We start from the raw sequence: 15213 nt of genomic DNA, 5'->3' as shown, positions 1-15213 counted from the left end.
ATTATTTGTCGCTTATTAAGTCGTCACATGAATGAGTCGAGCATGGCCGATCCGACACCCGACCTGCGCCAGTGGCGCTATTTCGCGACCGTCGCCGAAGAGCGTCATTTCGGCCGCGCGGCCGAACGCCTGTCGATGACGCAGCCGCCGCTGTCGCAGGCGATCCGGGCGCTCGAGGACGCGCTCGGCGTCGCGCTGTTCGTGCGCACCAAGCGCTCGGTGGCGCTGACGGCGGTCGGCGCGGCGCTGTTGCCCGACGTGCGCCGTCTGCTGGCGTCGGCCGATGCGCTGCCGCCGCTGGCGCGACGGCTCGCGCGCGGCGAGGCCGGTTCGCTGTCGCTCGCATTCGTGTCGACCGCCGATTACGGGCTGCTGCCATCGTTGCTGCGTGCGTTCGGCGCGCGCTATCCGCAGGTGCGCCTGCAGCTTGCCGAGGCGACGAGCGATGTGCAGATCGACGAACTCGTCGCCGGGCGCATCGACGCGGGGCTCGTCATTCCGCCCGTGCCGCCGCGCCATGCGGCCGGGTTGTCGTACCTGCCCGTCATGCGTGAGCCGCTGGTCGTCGCGATGCCGGCCGCCGGGTCGCCGGCCGCCGGGTCGCCGGCCGCCGGATCGCCGGCCGCAGCGTCCGACGCGCCCGAAGACGCGCCCGTGCATCTCGCCGAAGTGGCCGCGTTGCCGCTCGTGATCTTTCCACGTCGTTTGGCGCCCGGCTTTTATGACATCATTACGGGCTGCTACGGCGCGGCGGGGGAAACCCCGCGCATCGGCCAGGAGGCGATCCAGATGCAGACGATCGTCAGCCTCGTGTCGGCCGGCATGGGCGTCGCACTGGTGCCGCAATCGCTGCGTAACCTGCGGCGCACCGGCGTGGTCTACCGGCCGCTTGCCGGCCACGCGCCGGTCGTCGAGACGGGTTTGGTGTGGCGCACCGGCGACGTGAGCCCCGTGCTCGCCGGCTTCATCGACGTCGTGCGCGCGCAGGGTCTTGCCGCGTGACGTGAACGATGGCGCGCGGGTGCCGTCCAACGCGCGGCGCTGCACACATGCCATGGCCGTACCGTATTCGAAAACTTCTTCGCTAACCCATGATCATTCACCCGAATTTCGACCCCGTTGCGATCCATCTCGGGCCGCTGGCCGTGCGCTGGTACGGCCTCATGTATCTCGTCGGCTTCATCGCGGCGATCGTCGTCGGCCGGATCCGCCTGAAACTGCCGCATGTCGCGGCGCAGGGCTGGACCGCGAAGGACATCGACGACATGATGTTCTACGGCGTGCTCGGCACCGTGCTCGGCGGCCGGCTCGGCTATGTGCTGTTCTACAAGGCCGATTTCTACCTCTCGCATCCGCTCGACGTGTTCAAGGTGTGGGAAGGCGGCATGTCGTTTCACGGCGGCTTCCTCGGCGTGACGCTCGCGATGGTGCTGTTCGCGTGGCAGCGCAAGCGGCACTGGCTGCAGGTGACCGATTTCGTCGCGCCGATGGTGCCGACGGGGCTCGCGGCCGGGCGGCTCGGCAACTTCATCAACGGCGAACTGTGGGGCCGCGTGACCGATCCGACGGCGCCGTGGGCGATGCTGTTCCCGGGCGCGATGCGCGACGATGCGGCCTGGCTGCCGAAGCATCCGGCGCTCGTCGAGAAGTGGCATCTCGCCGATGTGTTCATGCAATACCAGATGCTGCCGCGCCATCCTTCGCAGCTCTATGAAATCGCGCTCGAAGGTGTTGCACTGTTCTTCGCGCTGTTCTTCTTCTCGCGCAAGTCGCGGCCGATGGGCGCCGTGTCCGCGCTGTTCCTGATCGGCTATGGCCTCGCACGCTTCACGGTCGAGTTCGCACGCGAGCCTGACGATTTCCTCGGCCTGCTGGCGCTCGGCCTGTCGATGGGGCAGTGGCTGTCGCTGCCGATGATCCTCGCGGGCATCGCGTTGATGATCTGGGCGTATCGCCGCCGCGCGGCAAACGCTGCTGCGTGATGTGAAATCGATGCGCGCGCAATCGACGCGTGCTTCGACAACGTGAAGGCAAACAAAAAAAACGCCGGCCCTCGGGCCGGCGTTTTTCGTTTTCGGCAGCTGCGCGATGCGCGTTACTTCATCTGCACGGAGCCGTTGACGGTGACCGACACGGTGGCCTTGCCGCCTTCGACCGCGATCGGTGCGCTCATCTTCGCGCTGTCCATCGGTGCCGCGGCCATCGCCATCATGCGCGTGTACGGCTGCACGTTGCGGCCGCTGCCGACATTCACGTCGCGGATCGTGTAGCTGCTGTAGCCGAATGCCTTCGCGGCTTCGTCCGCGCGTGCGCGGAACGACTTGATCGCTTCGGTCGTGAGCTTCTGCTCGGCCGTGCGCTGTGCTTCGGGCGACAGCGAGAACTCGACGTTTGCGACCTGCATCAGGTTCGACAACTGGCCCGCCAGCTTCGACGCCGCCGCGAAATCGCGCGATTCGAGTGCAACCTCGGTGCGGCCGCGCCACGCGGAAATCTTGCCGTCGCGATCGGTGCTCGGATACACGGAGAACGCTCCGGTGTGCGCGGTGACGCCCGATACGCCCTTCGCCTGCGACAGCGCCGCGTCGGCGCGCTGGTTCAACTGCGCCGTGAGGCTGCCCGGATCCTTGGCCTGCTGCTCGTAGAACAGCGTGATGTGGATGATGTCCTGCGGCACGTCGGCGCTGGCCTGCGATGACAGCGACAGCACACCCGCCGGCTCGGGGAAATGCGGGTTTGCGGTCTGCGCGTGCGCGGCGGGCGACGCGAGCGTCAGCGCGACGGGAACGGCAGCGGCGAGGGCGAGCGACAGCGCGAGTGCGGATTTCTTGGTCATTGTTGGACTCCTTGTGCGAGGGCGCGCACGCGGATTGCGCGTGCGCGACGCGGGCGTACCGCGCGACGAAAAAAACGACAGCCGGCCCGATCGACCGGCAGCGGTTGCTTAGGCTGCGCGAAAGTGCCGCGAGTTCCGTGACGGCGGCACGTGCTGACCAGATTTGACCTTTGGCGCGCGCTTACTTCATCAGCTTTTCGGTGATGAACCGCCATTCGGCGCGCGTGACGGGTGTGATCGACAGCCGGTTGCCGCGTGCGAGCACGCGCATGTCGGCGAGCTCGTCGTGTTCGCGCAGGGCGGCGAGCGGCACGAGCGGCGACTTGTTCACGTAGCGCACGTCGACGAGCAGCCAGCGCGGCGTTTCCTGCGTCGATTTCGGGTCGTAATAGGGGCTGTTCGGATCGAACTGGGTGGGATCGGGGTAGGGCGTCGACGACACTTCGGCGAGGCCCGCGATGCCCGGCTCGGGGCAGCTCGAGTGATAGAACAGCACGCCGTCGCCGATCTTCATCGTGTCGCGCATGAAATTGCGCGCCTGATAGTTGCGCACGCCGGTCCACGGCAGCGAGCGCTGCGGGGCGTTGGCGAGATCGTCGATGCTTGCTTCGTCCGGTTCGGACTTCATCAGCCAGTATTGCATGGATCGTGATCGACGCAGAAAGAGGCTGCTACAAAAGAAAACGGCACCGGGACGTGCCCGATGCCGTTGGATAGGCCCCCGCCTTGGCCGCTAGGCCGGCATCCTGAACCTGGGGTTCAGAATTGGTCGCAGTTAGCAGCACTTCGGGTACATCAGACAGAGTGACGCGCGCGCCCGTGCTACAAATTTCCGCAACCGTGCACATGGCATTGGTTCAAGGAATATATGACCTTGGCGAACCAGGCAGGGAAGCTGACTGAACTGTGATTCGATGCGCCAATTTGACCACCGTTGATCGCAGAGATCAAGGGGAATCGACGCATCGATTAAAACGTTACTGCGTCTCGTGCTGTGCGAGCACCGCGCCGAGCTGTTCGTTCATCTGGTGCATTGTACGACGGATTTCCTCCGCCGGAAATGCTTCACCGTGCCGCACGCTCGTTTGCAGCCGCAGCAATTCCGATGCGAGCGACAGCGCCGCCATCACCGCAATGCGATCGGTGCCGCGTACCGAGCTGTTCGAGCGGATTTTCGACATTTCGGCGTCGACCCGCGCGACGGCCTCGAGCAGCGCCGCTTCGGTCTCGGCCGAACAGGCGAGCCGATAGGCCTGACCGAGAATCGAGACTTCGATCTGCTTGGTGCTCATGCATGTTCTCCGTGGCTGGCCGCGTCATCGCCATCCGGACGCGCCTGCGCATCCAGCAGGTCGAGCTGGTTGTCGGCTTGCTCCGCGCTTTTCGAGCGCGGCAGCTTTTCGAGAATCGCGTTCAGTTTCACCTGGGCGTCGTCGATCTTTGCCGACAGCGTGTCACGCTCGGCCGCGAGCGCATTGCGTTCATCGCGCAGTTCCGCGAGTTCCGCGCGGACCGTGTCCGCTTCCGCGCGCAATTGCGCGACCTGCTCCTCGAGCGCGAGCCGTTCCGCGTGATAGCGCTTGTTCAGCGAAATCAGACGGCCAATATTTTGAGATAAGGTTTCGAGTTCGTTGAGCATTTGCTGCGTCCTCTAAAGACCCAGCATTTTAGCGCGGAATACCGTGCAATCCGACATCTGTAACGTTTCCAGTCGTAACACCCCTGCTTCTTGCCGTGAATCGGTGCTTCCCGTACGTGTCCGGACGCTTCCTTGACGCTCGCGTTACCCGCTCCTAAACTGGCGCCGCCTCGGTGCTCGCGCGTGGCACGCGCGGTTAAACGGGAAGCAGGGCGTGCGCTCCGGGAGCACACCAGCCTGCGCTGCCCCCGCAACGGTAAGCGGCCGCGTCCCTTGACGCAGGCCGGCTCGGGCGCGTTTTGCGTGCAGATGTCGCACGCGGGCGCGGGCCACTGCGCGTGAAACGCGCGGGAAGGCGAGCCGGACCGCCGCCAGCCCGGATACCGGCCGAGACGGGAAGCCTGCATGGGCTTCGTGACGCGTGGCCTGCGGGGAGGCGGGGCGCGCAATGCTTCACGGAATGTTCTTCGATGCTGACCCCAATCGTCCGCGCGGCGTCCCTGTCACGTCCGGCCGGCACCCTCAATCGGATGCGCCGCGCGTCATGCGCGCGGCCGTGCACGGCATGAGCGCCGCGCGCGCCGCCGCGATCTGGGCCGCGCTGGCCGCCGTGGTCGCGCTGCTGTTCGTCGCGTCGCTGTCGATCGGCAGCGTGCCGATGTCGCCGTGGCAGGCACTCGCGTCGCTCGTGCCGCATGGCGGCGATGCGCTGTTCGCCGATATCGTCCGCACGCTGCGCCTGCCGCGCGCACTCGCCGGCTTCGCGTGCGGCGCGCTGCTCGCGCTCGCCGGCGCACTGCTGCAGGTGCTGCTGCGCAACCCGCTCGCGGAACCCTACGTGCTCGGCGTGTCCGGCGGCGCGGCCGGCTTCGCGCTCGTCGCGATGATCGCGGGCGGCGCGTGGTGGCTCGTCGACGCGTCCGCATTTGCCGGCTCGCTCGTCTCGGTCGCGCTCGTGCTCGGCCTCGCGCGCCGCGAGCTGTGGCGCGGCGATTCGCGCGACGCGTCGCCGCGCTTGCTGCTCACCGGTGTCGTGATCGCGGCAGGGTGGGGTGCGCTCGTCACGCTGTTGCTGTCGCTCGCGCCCGATGCGCGGCTGCGCGGCATCATCTTCTGGCTCACGGGCGACCTCAACGGCGTGACGGCGCCGTGGTTCGCATGGAGTGCGCTGCTGCTGGCCGCCTGCGTCGCGCTGCCGGCCGCGCCGCAACTGAACGTGCTGCTGCGCGGCGACGCGACTGCGCAGGCGCTCGGCGTGCCCGTCGCGCGCCTGCGCGTGCGGATCTATCTCGTCGCGTCGCTGGCCGCCGCGGCCGCGGTGACGACGGCCGGCACGATCGGCTTCGTCGGACTCGTCGTGCCGCATGCGCTGCGGCTCGCGTTCGGCAACGACCAGCGAATGCTGCTGCCGGCCGCGATGCTCGCGGGCGGCGGCGGCGTGATGGCGGCCGACCTGCTCGCGCGCACCGCGATCGCGCCCGCGCAGTTGCCGGTCGGCGTGATGACCGCGTTGATCGGCGTACCGGTGTTCCTGTGGATGTTGCTGAGGAGACCGATGCGATGACGGATGCTGCACGACACGCCGATGGCGGCGACATGACCTGCGCGGCCGTCGACCTGACGCTGACGGCCGGCGCGCGCACGCTGCTCGACCGCTTCACGCAGGCGTTCCGCCCAGGCGAGATCTGGTGTGTCGCGGGGCCGAACGGCGCAGGCAAGACGACGCTGCTCGCGACGCTCGCGGGGCTGCAGCCGCCGGCCGGCGGACACGTCGAGATCGACGGCCGGCCGCTTGCCGCGTGGCGCCCCGAACAACTTGCGCAACGCCGCGCGCTGATGCCGCAGCAATTGCACGACGCGTTCAGCGCGACCGTGTTCGACACGGTGCTGCTCAACCGCTTTCCGTATCTCGGTGGCTGGGGCTGGGAGCGCGACGGCGACCGAACGGCCGCGCGCGATGCGCTCGCGACGTTCGACCTGACCGCGCTCGCGTCGCGCGACGTCCTGTCGCTGTCGGGCGGCGAGCGGCAGCGGGTCGCGCTGGCCGCGACGCTGTGCCAGGATGCGCCGCTGATGCTGCTCGACGAGCCGCTCGCGCATCTCGACCTGCATCACCAGATCGACTGCCTGACCGCGCTGACCGCATGGCTCGAAGCGGGCCCGCGCACGGTGCTGTTCTCGTGTCACGACCTGAATCTCGCACGGCGTTTCGCGACGCATGCCTTGCTGCTCGACGGCCGCGGCCGCGCGTGGGCCGGCCCCGTGCACGACGTGCTGACGCCCGCGCGCGCGAGCGACGCGTTCGGCTATCCGCTCGTGCTGATCCGCGAGAATGGTCGCGATGCGCTGCTGCCGGCGTGGCCTGCGCGACAATGAGCTTTCCCTTTCCGATTCTTTCGATGCGCGGCGCATGCCGCGCGCACGACACGGCTCCTCGATGACGACTCCGACCCACTTCCCGCCCGCGATCGCGCCCCTCGACGACACACTGCGCAAGCGCCTGCAGCATGTGATCGACCACAAGACCAAGCCGCCCGGCAGCCTCGGCCAGCTCGAGGCGGTCGCGCTGCAGATCGGCCTGATCCAGCGCACCGAGCGGCCGGTCGTGCAGCGTCCGGTGACGATCGTGTTCGCGGGCGACCACGGGATCGCGGCCGAGGGCGTCAGTCCCTATCCGCAGGCGGTGACTGCGCAGATGGTCGCGAATTTCCTGGCCGGCGGCGCCGCGATCAACGCGTTCTCGGGCGTCGCGCAGAGCACGCTCGAGATCGTCGATGCGGGCGTCGCGTCACCGCTGCCGCTGTCGGACCGGCTGGTGTCGCTGCCGGTCGCGCGCGGCACGCGTAACTTCGCGGCGGAGCCGGCGATGACGCGCGACGAGGCGATGACGGCGCTGGCCGCCGGCGCGGCACGCGTGCGCCTGCACGCATCGCTCGGCACGAACGTGATCGGTTTCGGCGAGATGGGGATCGCGAACACGTCGTCGGCCGCGTGCCTGATGAGCCGTCTGCTCGACGTGCCGATCGACGCATGCGTCGGGCGCGGCACGGGCCTCGACGACCAGGGCCTCGCGCACAAGCGCGCGGTGCTCGGCCGCGCGCTCGTCAAGCATTCGCACGCGGTCGCGCCGCTCGACGTGCTTGCGACGTTCGGCGGCTTCGAGATCGCGATGATGACGGGCGCGTACCTCGCGGCCGCGAGCGAGCGGATGACGATCCTCGTCGATGGTTTCATCGCGACGGCCGCGCTGCTCGTCGCCGAGCGCATCGCCCCCGGCGTGCGCGACTACTGCGTGTTCTCGCATACGTCGCACGAGGCCGGACACCGGCGCATGCTCGAGCATTTCGGCGCGAAGCCGCTGCTCGCGCTCGACCTGCGGCTCGGCGAAGGCACGGGCGCCGCGCTCGCGCTGCCGCTCGTGCGCGCGGCGGCCGCGTTCCTCAGCGAGATGGCGAGTTTCGAATCCGCGGGTGTCGACAATCGTGACGCCTGATCGCGCGCGCGGCGTGCGGGCCGAACTGCGCTACTTCTTCGTCGCGCTCGGTTATTTCACGCGCGTGCCCGTGCCGCGTTCGATCGGCTACGCGGCCGGCGATCTCGACCAGGCCGCACGCTATTTCCCGCTCGTCGGCGCATGCGTCGGCGCGTGGGGCGCGCTGGTCTATCTGGTCGCGCTGCGCGCGCTGCCGGCGTCGATCGCGGTCGGGCTGTCGATGGCCGCGACGCTGCTCGCGACCGGCGCCTTCCACGAAGACGGCCTGGCCGACAGCTGCGATGCGTTCGGCGGAGGCTATACGCGCGACGACGTGCTGCGCATCATGCACGATTCGCGGATCGGCACGTTCGGCGCGGTCGCGCTCGTGATCTCGCTCGGGCTGAAATGGCAAGCGCTCGCGTCGATGCTGCCGCTGCGCGCCGCATGGACGATGATCGCCGCGCATGCGGCGAGCCGCGCGGCGGCCGTGAGCCTGCTGATGACGCTCGACTACGTGCGGCCCGAGGGCAAGGCGAAACCGGTCGCGCAACGGATGGGCGCGCGAGCGGCCTGCGTTGCTGCGATCTTCGGATTGCCCTGGCTGTTCTGGCCGGACTGGCGCATGGGCGTTGCGGCGTGCGTGGCGCTCGTGCTCGTGCGCGCGTGGGCGGCCCGCTATTTCGTGAAGCGGATCGGCGGTTATACGGGCGACTGTCTCGGCTTCGCGCAGCAACTGTGCGAGCTGGCGATCTATCTCGTGGTGCTCGGATGGACATCGTCCTGATCCGCCACCCGGCCGTCGGCGTCGAGCCGGGCATCTGCTACGGACGCAGCGACGTGCCGCTCGCCGCGCCGGCCGACGCCGGCGCGCAGGCCGTACGCGCGCATCTGGCGGATCTTGGCGCGCCGCTGCCCGACCGGATGTGGACGAGCCCGCTGATGCGCTGCGCGTCGGTTGCCGAACGGCTGGCGCGGGCATTCGACGTACCGCTGCGGCGCGATGCCGGCTGGCAGGAGATGGATTTCGGCACGTGGGAAATGCAGCGCTGGGACGATATCGACCGCGCGGCACTCGACGCGTGGGCGGCCGATCTGATGCATGCCTGCGCGCACGGCGGCGAAAGCGTCGCGCGATTCGCCGCGCGGATTGCACGGCAGGCCGATGCGATGACGACGTTCGACGGGCCGCAGTGGGTCATCACGCATGCGGGCGTGATCCGTGCGTTCGCGTCGCACGTTTTGCGTGTCCCGCTCGATACGCTGTTGTCGCGGCCGGTGCCGACGGGCGGTGTCGTCTGGCTGCGCGCGGATGCCGCCGCGCGAACGTGGGAAGTCGTCCGCTGGGACGAATAGGCGCGCGGCCGCCTGCATGCAAGCGGCACGGCGTGCGGTCAACAACGTCTCGGGCATCGGTCGCATCGGTCGCATTGGTCGCACCGTTCGCCGGTGCGCGTTGACCGCGCAAGTCGCCGGGACTCAGCGCGCCGGCCGCCGGGTTCGCGCGGCATCGAGGTCCTCGCACAGCGCGGCCGCACCCTGCGCGATCCGCGGCGATGGCCGCGTCAGCAGATCGCCGTCGATCGCGAACAGGTTGTTGCGCGTCACGGCCGTCAGCGCGGGCCATGCGCGCCAGCGCGCGAGGCTCGGCAGCGGCTCGTTCGAACGGGTTGCACCGGCGCTCGTCGTCACGATCGCTTCCGGATTCGCCGCGAGCACGGCCTCGTCGGTGACGGTCGGCACGAGCGGCTTGAGCGACGCGAACACGTTGCGGCCGCCGCATAGTTCGATCACTTCGTTGATCAGGTGGGCGCCGTTGAGCGTCATCAGCGGCCGGTCCCACACCTGGAAGAACATCGTGACGGGCGGACGCGCCGCGTAGCGTGCGCGTAGCGAGCCGATGTCGTGCGTCAACGCGGCCGCGGCCGCATCGGCCGCCGGTTGCGTGCCGAGCAGCGTGCCGAGCCGGCGCAGCGACGACGACACGTCGTCGAGATGTTTCGGTTCACTGAAGAACAGCGGGATGTGCAGCGCGCGCAGCGCGTCGGTTTGCCGCTCGGCGTTGCCGTGCCGCCAGACGACGATCAGGTCGGGCTTCAGCGCGGCGATCCGTTCGAGGTCGAGCGCCTTGTTGTCGCCGACGCGCGGCACGGCCTGCGCGGCGGGCGGATAGTCGCTGTACGTGACGGTGCCGACGAGCTTCGCGCCGCCGCCGGCCGCGTAGACAAGTTCGGTCGCGTGCGGTGCGAGACTGATGACGCGTTGCGCGGGCGCGGGCAGCGTGACCGGATTGCCGGCGTCGTCGCGCGTCGACACATCGGCGTGGACAAGCGGCGCGTAAGCGAGCGCGGCCACCATCGCGGCCGGAGCGAATCCGCGAAACGTGCGCGGAGTCATGCGGATTCCTGGTGCAGCAGCGGCACGCAATGGGCGAGCGCGTCGCCGAGGCGCTGCCATTCGGCTTCGCTGCCCGGCAGGCCGACGCGTACGCTCGACGGTGCCGGGAAGTACCGCGTCCAGATCCCGCGTGTCGCGAGTGCCGCATGCAAAGCCGCAGCGCGCGGGTCGTCGGTCCAGCTGAAGAGCGGCGTCGCGTGAACCGCGAAGCCATGTGTGCGCAGCAAGGCCGCCATACGTTCGCCGTCGGTCGCGAGGCGCTCGCGGGCGGCCGCTTGCCACGCGCGATCGGCGAACGCCGCCATCACCGCGTGACGTGCCGGACCGCCGACTGTCCACGCGCCGAGCATGTCGCGCAACGCGGCGATCCGGTCGGGGCACGCGAGCACGAAGCCCGCGCGGATGCCGGCGAGCCCGTAGAACTTGCCGACCGAGCGCAGCACGACCAGCCCCGGGCGATTGACCTGCGGCGCGAGCGACTGCGGCGCGCCGGTATCGGCGAACGCCTCGTCGACGATCAGCGTGCCGCCGCGCGTCGCGAGTTGCGCATGCCAGCCGAGCAGGCGCGCAGCCGGCACGAATTCGGCGGTCGGATTATTCGGATTCCCGACGATGACGTGGCGCAGCGTCGCTGGCAGCATGTCGGTGCCGATGTCGAGCGGCACGACGCGATGGCCGTGGCGCGCGAACGCGGGCGCGTATTCGCCGTACGCGAGCGCTGCGACGCCGGCGTCACCGGCCGGCAGCAACGCGGGCAACGCGCGGATCGCGGCCTGGCTGCCGGCGACCGGCAGCACGTGTGCGGGATCGGGCGCGTGGTAATACTGCGCGGCGCAGGCCGCGAGGCCGTCGCCGTCGTCGGGCAGCCGGCGCCAGGCGTCGGCCGGGACGGGCGGCACCGGATAGCCGACCGGATTGATGCCGGTCGACAGGTCGAGCCAAGCGTCGTACGGAATGCCGTGGCGGCGCGCGGCTTCGTGCAGGTTGCCGCCGTGCGCGATGCGTGTATCAGACATGATGGGTGGCCATGGCGAGTGCGCCGCTCGCGACCAGCAGCGCGAGCCACAGGGCAAGCGTGCGCGTGACGAGCGACAGCGCGGCGACGATGTGGAGGGCGGTGGCCGATGCGCCGGTGCCGAGCGCCGGACGATCCTCGATTTCGCCGTGATAGACGGCCGGGCCGCCGAGCTGCACGTTCAGACTGCCGGCGCCCGCGGCCATCACCGGGCCCGCGTTCGGGCTGTCCCAGTGGCGCGCCTGCGTGCGCCAGCAGCGCCAGGCGGCGGCCGTGTCGCCGAGCAGCGCGTAGCTCGCGGCCGTGAGGCGCGCGGGTATCCAGTTCAGTGCATCGTCGAGGCGCGCGGCGGCCCAGCCGAAGGTCAGGAAACGCGGCGTGCGGTAGCCCCACATCGCGTCGAGCGTGTTCGCGAGCCGGAACAGCAGCGCGCCGGGACCACCGGCAACGACGAACCAGAACAGCGCGCCGAAGATCGCATCGTTGCCGTTCTCGAGCGCCGATTCGACGGCCGCGCGCGACAACGCGCCTTCGTCGGCGTCGCTCGTATCGCGCGACACGATGCGCGCGGTCAGCGTGCGGGCGGCCGCGAGATCGTGCCGCAGCAGCGCGGCGGCGATCGGCGCGATATGCTCGCCGAGGCTCTTCGCGCCGAGCGCGAACCACAGCAGCGCGACGTGCAGCGCAGCCGCGAGCGGCCAAGGCAGCACGGAGACGAGCCAGGCCGCGACGGCCACCGGCGGCACGACGGCCGCGATCCACGCGGCGACGCCGACCATGCGGCCGCGCCGGCCGGTGTTCAGTGCGCCTTCGATGCGTGCGGCGAGGCGGCCGAACGCGACGAGCGGATGCCAGCCGGCCGGTTCGCCGAGCGCGCGGTCGACGATCGCGGCCGCGACCGCGAGCATCGCGACGACGGGCAGCGACAGCATCAGCATGACGGCGCTCCGGCCTTCAGGTCGAGCGGCAGCCCGGCGACGAGCAGCGTCACGCGCGTCGCGAGCGCAGCGACGCGCTGGTTCAGGCGCCCGAGCTCGTCGACGTAACGGCGCGTGACCGACCCGAGCGGCACGACGCCGAGCCCGATCTCGTTGCTGACGACGATCACCTTCGCGCGTGCGCCGCGCAATGCTTGCTCGAGCCGCTCGACCTGCGCCGCGTACTGCGCATCGTCGAGCGGTGCGCCGTCGGCCGGGCACAGCAGGTTCGTGAGCCACAGCGTCAGGCAATCGACGAGCAGGCACGCGTGCGGATCGTCGAGCCGCGCGAGCGTGCCCGCGAGGTCGACGGGTGCCTCGGCGAAGCCCCAGTCGGCCGGCCGGCGCGCGCGGTGATGCGCGATGCGCTGCGCGAATTCGGCATCGGCGGCGGTCGCGGTCGCGATGTAGGTGACGGGGCGGCCGCTGTCGGCGGCGAGCCGCTCGGCATGCGCGCTCTTGCCCGAGCGCGCGCCGCCGAGGACGAAGGTGAGGTCGTGCGGAATCATCGCGTGATTGTAACGGCGCGGGCGACCCGTCGCGGGCGATAATGCGGCCTTTGCTTCGCAACGACCTTCACACGATGAATGCACCCGAGCCGCGGCCGCGCGGCACGCTGATGATCCAGGGCACGACGTCCGACGCGGGCAAGAGCACGCTCGTCGCGGGCCTGTGCCGCCTCGCGCACCGTGCCGGTGCGCGCGTGGCGCCGTTCAAGCCGCAGAACATGGCGCTCAACAGCGCGGTGACGTCCGACGGCGGCGAGATCGGCCGCGCACAGGCGCTGCAGGCACTGGCCGCGGGTGTCGCGCCGCATACGGATTTCAACCCCGTGCTGCTGAAGCCGACGAGCGACCGCGGCGCGCAGGTGATCATTCACGGCAAGGCGCGCATGAACCTCGACGCACGTGCATATCACGACTACAAGCCGGTCGCGTTCGATGCGGTGCTCGAATCGTATGCGCGCCTGCGTGCCGGTTACGACACGGTGATCGTCGAAGGCGCGGGCAGCCCGGCCGAGATCAACCTGCGCGAAGGCGACATCGCGAACATGGGGTTTGCCGAGCGCGTCGACTGCCCGGTCGTGCTCGTCGCCGACATCGACCGCGGCGGCGTGTTTGCGCATCTGGTCGGCACGCTCGCATGTCTGTCGGACAGCGAACGCGCACGCGTGCGCGGCTTCGTGATCAACCGCTTCCGTGGCGACATCGGGCTGCTCGAACCGGGGCTCGACTGGCTGCGCGCGCAGACGGGCAAGCCCGTGTTCGGCGTGCTGCCGTACCTGCACGGGCTCCTGCTCGACGCGGAAGACATGCTGCCCGCGCAGGCGCGCAGCGCCGCCGCGCGCGGCGACGCCGGCGTGCTGCGCGTCGTCGTGCCCGCGCTGCCGCGCATCAGCAATCACACGGATTTCGATCCGCTGCGCGCGCATCCGCAGGTCGAATTCACGTACTGGAAGAGCGGCCCCGTGCCGGACGCCGACCTGCTGATCCTGCCCGGGTCGAAGAGCGTGCAGCGCGATCTCGCGTGGCTGCGCGATGCGGGCTGGGATGCGGTGATCCGTCGCCACCTGCGCTACGGCGGCAAGGTGATCGGCATCTGCGGCGGGATGCAGATGCTCGGCCGCACGCTCGACGATCCGCTCGGCCTCGAAGGCGCGCCCGGCAGCGTGCCGGGGCTCGCGCTGCTCGATTTCGACACGACACTGCAGCCCGACAAGACGCTGAAGAACGTCACGGGGCACGTCGCGCTGCCGGGCGGGGCCGCCGTGCGCGGCTACGAGATCCACATGGGCGACACGCGCGGGCCCGCGCTCGCGGCGCCCGCGCTGATGCTGGCAGCCGACGATGCGCAGGGCGGCGCGCGTCCCGACGGGGCGGTTTCCGCCGACGGCCAGATCCTCGCGACCTACGTGCACGGGCTGTTCGACGCGCCTGACGCCTGCGCGGCGCTGCTCGCATGGGCCGGTCTCGACGGCGCGGAACGGCTCGACTATCCGGCGCTGCGCGAGGCATCGCTCGAGCGGCTGGCCGACACGTTCGCCGACCATCTCGACCTCGACGCGCTGTACGCCGAGTTCCGTTGAGGCCACGGCGGTTCGTGCTCGCTTTTTCCGCCCGATCGCGTACAACAGAGGAGGGCGGAGGTCCGCCTGGAGGAGTGCGACGATGAAGGCTCGATGGTGGTGGAGCGTGCTGCTCGCGGCGCTGCTGGGCGCGTCGGCGGTTGCGCACGCGTGCGATTCGTACGCGCCGGGCGGCCAGTCCGGCTCCGGCGACGCCACACAAGGCAAGAGCGGTTACTGAAGCATCGCAACGGGCATGATCGGTCATGCCCTTTTTTTGGCGCTATTCGTTCTTGTCGGGAATCAGTTAAAGCGTATTGGCGTGTTTATCGGCTGAAATGATTCGAATAGAGTGCGATCCATTGTCATCCACTCACGAAGGAATCCGCCATGAACGCCAATCACCTGAACGATTTCGCCGCGACGCTGTTGCGTGTCGCGCTCGGCGTGTTGTATCTCGCGCACGTCGCACAGAAGGTGTTCGTCTTCACGCTGCCCGGCACCGCGCAGTTCTTCGCGTCGATCGGCCTGCCGGGCTGGCTCGCGTACCTGACGACGCTCGTCGAGCTGGCGGGCGGCCTCGCGCTGCTCGCGGGCTTCCGCGTGCGCGTCGCCGCGCTCGTGCTGCTGCCGTTCATGCTCGGCGCGACCGCCGCACATCTGCCGAACGGCTGGAGCTTCTCGTCGCCGAACGGCGGCTGGGAATATCCGGCGTTCTGGGCCGTCACGCTGGCCGTGCAGGCCCTGCTGGGTGGCGGCGCATTCGCGATCGGTGCGCGGGAGGCCTCGGTCCAGCGCGTGTAAGGCGGGCG

18 protein-coding genes, 1 other RNA gene and 1 riboswitch are annotated in these 15213 nt (G+C 69.7%); of the genes, 10 read left to right on the top strand and 9 right to left on the bottom strand.

The window, feature by feature from the left end:
• Positions 1-42: 42 nt before the first annotated feature.
• Positions 43-1002, top strand: a complete 960-nt coding sequence (locus BLA15945_RS16785) for a LysR family transcriptional regulator (RefSeq protein ID WP_174992961.1) — start codon at positions 43-45, stop codon at positions 1000-1002.
• Positions 1003-1091: 89 nt separating this feature from the next.
• Positions 1092-1982 (top strand): prolipoprotein diacylglyceryl transferase, encoded by an 891-nt coding sequence (gene lgt / locus BLA15945_RS16780; protein ID WP_059233444.1) that lies wholly within the window; start codon positions 1092-1094, stop codon positions 1980-1982.
• A gap of 113 nt (positions 1983-2095) precedes the next feature.
• Here lgt and BLA15945_RS16775 read toward each other — a convergent pair whose 3' ends face one another.
• From BLA15945_RS16775 to BLA15945_RS16755, 5 genes are all read right to left on the bottom strand, one after another.
• A complete protein-coding gene (locus tag BLA15945_RS16775) occupies positions 2096-2836 on the bottom strand; it encodes an SIMPL domain-containing protein (protein WP_059233445.1) in 741 nt (246 codons plus the stop codon).
• 181 nt (positions 2837-3017) lie between these two features.
• Entirely contained in the window at positions 3018-3479 is a 462-nt protein-coding gene (locus BLA15945_RS16770; protein WP_059233446.1) for an EVE domain-containing protein, read from the bottom strand.
• A 71-nt stretch (positions 3480-3550) separates the two neighbouring features.
• A non-coding RNA gene (ssrS, locus tag BLA15945_RS16765) (6S RNA) lies at positions 3551-3732 on the bottom strand.
• Positions 3733-3813: 81 nt separating this feature from the next.
• Complete coding sequence (locus BLA15945_RS16760) at positions 3814-4128, bottom strand: cell division protein ZapA (protein WP_011352906.1); 315 nt, start codon at positions 4126-4128, stop codon at positions 3814-3816.
• The gene (locus BLA15945_RS16755; protein WP_059233447.1) at positions 4125-4475 is read right to left on the bottom strand and encodes a hypothetical protein; all 351 of its coding nucleotides are present in this window, start codon (positions 4473-4475) and stop codon (positions 4125-4127) included. Before BLA15945_RS16755 ends, BLA15945_RS16760 begins: the two co-directional genes overlap by 4 nt.
• A gap of 154 nt (positions 4476-4629) precedes the next feature.
• Positions 4630-4881, top strand: a riboswitch (cobalamin riboswitch).
• Positions 4882-4923: 42 nt separating this feature from the next.
• Between BLA15945_RS16755 and BLA15945_RS16750 the strand changes: the two genes are divergently transcribed.
• The 5 genes from BLA15945_RS16750 (at position 4924) to cobC (ending at position 9303) form a co-directional block, all read left to right on the top strand.
• Complete coding sequence (locus tag BLA15945_RS16750) at positions 4924-6039, top strand: FecCD family ABC transporter permease (RefSeq protein ID WP_174992960.1); 1116 nt, start codon at positions 4924-4926, stop codon at positions 6037-6039.
• Complete coding sequence (locus BLA15945_RS16745; protein ID WP_174992959.1) at positions 6036-6851, top strand: ABC transporter ATP-binding protein; 816 nt, start codon at positions 6036-6038, stop codon at positions 6849-6851. The genes BLA15945_RS16750 and BLA15945_RS16745 overlap by 4 nt, the downstream gene beginning before the upstream one ends.
• Before the next feature lie 61 nt (positions 6852-6912).
• Positions 6913-7968, top strand: coding sequence for a nicotinate-nucleotide--dimethylbenzimidazole phosphoribosyltransferase (gene cobT / locus BLA15945_RS16740; RefSeq protein WP_174992958.1), 1056 nt, complete (start codon positions 6913-6915; stop codon positions 7966-7968).
• Positions 7958-8734, top strand: coding sequence for an adenosylcobinamide-GDP ribazoletransferase (locus BLA15945_RS16735; protein ID WP_174992957.1), 777 nt, complete (start codon positions 7958-7960; stop codon positions 8732-8734). Before cobT ends, BLA15945_RS16735 begins: the two co-directional genes overlap by 11 nt.
• On the top strand, positions 8719-9303 hold the full coding sequence (cobC, locus tag BLA15945_RS16730) for an alpha-ribazole phosphatase (protein ID WP_174992956.1): 585 nt from the start codon (positions 8719-8721) through the stop codon (positions 9301-9303). The genes BLA15945_RS16735 and cobC overlap by 16 nt, the downstream gene beginning before the upstream one ends.
• A gap of 123 nt (positions 9304-9426) precedes the next feature.
• Here the strand turns inward: cobC and BLA15945_RS16725 are convergent, their stop codons facing one another.
• Genes BLA15945_RS16725 through cobU form a run of 4 tightly spaced genes read right to left on the bottom strand, consistent with a single transcriptional unit; the run spans position 9427 to position 12845 of the window.
• Entirely contained in the window at positions 9427-10344 is a 918-nt protein-coding gene (locus BLA15945_RS16725) for a cobalamin-binding protein (RefSeq protein WP_174992955.1), read from the bottom strand.
• Complete coding sequence (gene cobD / locus BLA15945_RS16720) at positions 10341-11360, bottom strand: threonine-phosphate decarboxylase CobD (RefSeq protein WP_174992954.1); 1020 nt, start codon at positions 11358-11360, stop codon at positions 10341-10343. Before cobD ends, BLA15945_RS16725 begins: the two co-directional genes overlap by 4 nt.
• Positions 11353-12297 carry an adenosylcobinamide-phosphate synthase CbiB gene (gene cbiB / locus BLA15945_RS16715; RefSeq protein ID WP_059233454.1) on the bottom strand — a complete coding sequence of 315 codons (945 nt, stop codon included), beginning with the start codon at positions 12295-12297 and terminating at the stop codon, positions 11353-11355. Before cbiB ends, cobD begins: the two co-directional genes overlap by 8 nt.
• A complete protein-coding gene (gene cobU / locus BLA15945_RS16710; RefSeq protein WP_059233455.1) occupies positions 12291-12845 on the bottom strand; it encodes a bifunctional adenosylcobinamide kinase/adenosylcobinamide-phosphate guanylyltransferase in 555 nt (184 codons plus the stop codon). The genes cbiB and cobU overlap by 7 nt, the downstream gene beginning before the upstream one ends.
• A gap of 74 nt (positions 12846-12919) precedes the next feature.
• Between cobU and BLA15945_RS16705 the strand changes: the two genes are divergently transcribed.
• From BLA15945_RS16705 to BLA15945_RS16695, 3 genes are all read left to right on the top strand, one after another.
• Positions 12920-14422, top strand: coding sequence for a cobyric acid synthase (locus tag BLA15945_RS16705; protein ID WP_059233456.1), 1503 nt, complete (start codon positions 12920-12922; stop codon positions 14420-14422).
• Positions 14423-14504: 82 nt separating this feature from the next.
• The gene (locus BLA15945_RS16700) at positions 14505-14642 is read left to right on the top strand and encodes a hypothetical protein (protein ID WP_174992953.1); all 138 of its coding nucleotides are present in this window, start codon (positions 14505-14507) and stop codon (positions 14640-14642) included.
• A 149-nt stretch (positions 14643-14791) separates the two neighbouring features.
• Positions 14792-15205, top strand: a complete 414-nt coding sequence (locus BLA15945_RS16695; RefSeq protein WP_174992952.1) for a DoxX family protein — start codon at positions 14792-14794, stop codon at positions 15203-15205.
• Positions 15206-15213: the final 8 nt, after the last annotated feature.

This window comes from Burkholderia arboris (assembly GCF_902499125.1).
Classification (GTDB): Bacteria; Pseudomonadota; Gammaproteobacteria; order Burkholderiales; family Burkholderiaceae; genus Burkholderia; species Burkholderia arboris.
Note: the sequence above shows the minus strand (reverse complement) of the source record. Positions and strands in the feature narration are given on the sequence as shown.

Excerpts from the sequence above, each read along its gene's own strand:
- BLA15945_RS16785 (WP_174992961.1), top strand. The coding sequence starts at position 43 with ATGGCCGATCCGACACCCGACCTGCGCCAGTGGCGCTATTTCGCGACC.
- lgt (WP_059233444.1), top strand. The coding sequence starts at position 1,092 with ATGATCATTCACCCGAATTTCGACCCCGTTGCGATCCATCTCGGGCCG.
- BLA15945_RS16775 (WP_059233445.1), bottom strand. The coding sequence starts at position 2,836 with ATGACCAAGAAATCCGCACTCGCGCTGTCGCTCGCCCTCGCCGCTGCC.
- BLA15945_RS16770 (WP_059233446.1), bottom strand. The coding sequence starts at position 3,479 with ATGCAATACTGGCTGATGAAGTCCGAACCGGACGAAGCAAGCATCGAC.
- BLA15945_RS16760 (WP_011352906.1), bottom strand. The coding sequence starts at position 4,128 with ATGAGCACCAAGCAGATCGAAGTCTCGATTCTCGGTCAGGCCTATCGG.
- BLA15945_RS16755 (WP_059233447.1), bottom strand. The coding sequence starts at position 4,475 with ATGCTCAACGAACTCGAAACCTTATCTCAAAATATTGGCCGTCTGATT.
- BLA15945_RS16750 (WP_174992960.1), top strand. The coding sequence starts at position 4,924 with ATGCTTCACGGAATGTTCTTCGATGCTGACCCCAATCGTCCGCGCGGC.
- BLA15945_RS16745 (WP_174992959.1), top strand. The coding sequence starts at position 6,036 with ATGACGGATGCTGCACGACACGCCGATGGCGGCGACATGACCTGCGCG.
- cobT (WP_174992958.1), top strand. The coding sequence starts at position 6,913 with ATGACGACTCCGACCCACTTCCCGCCCGCGATCGCGCCCCTCGACGAC.
- cobC (WP_174992956.1), top strand. The coding sequence starts at position 8,719 with ATGGACATCGTCCTGATCCGCCACCCGGCCGTCGGCGTCGAGCCGGGC.
- BLA15945_RS16725 (WP_174992955.1), bottom strand. The coding sequence starts at position 10,344 with ATGACTCCGCGCACGTTTCGCGGATTCGCTCCGGCCGCGATGGTGGCC.
- cobD (WP_174992954.1), bottom strand. The coding sequence starts at position 11,360 with ATGTCTGATACACGCATCGCGCACGGCGGCAACCTGCACGAAGCCGCG.
- cbiB (WP_059233454.1), bottom strand. The coding sequence starts at position 12,297 with ATGCTGATGCTGTCGCTGCCCGTCGTCGCGATGCTCGCGGTCGCGGCC.
- cobU (WP_059233455.1), bottom strand. The coding sequence starts at position 12,845 with ATGATTCCGCACGACCTCACCTTCGTCCTCGGCGGCGCGCGCTCGGGC.
- BLA15945_RS16705 (WP_059233456.1), top strand. The coding sequence starts at position 12,920 with ATGAATGCACCCGAGCCGCGGCCGCGCGGCACGCTGATGATCCAGGGC.
- BLA15945_RS16700 (WP_174992953.1), top strand. The coding sequence starts at position 14,505 with ATGAAGGCTCGATGGTGGTGGAGCGTGCTGCTCGCGGCGCTGCTGGGC.
- BLA15945_RS16695 (WP_174992952.1), top strand. The coding sequence starts at position 14,792 with ATGAACGCCAATCACCTGAACGATTTCGCCGCGACGCTGTTGCGTGTC.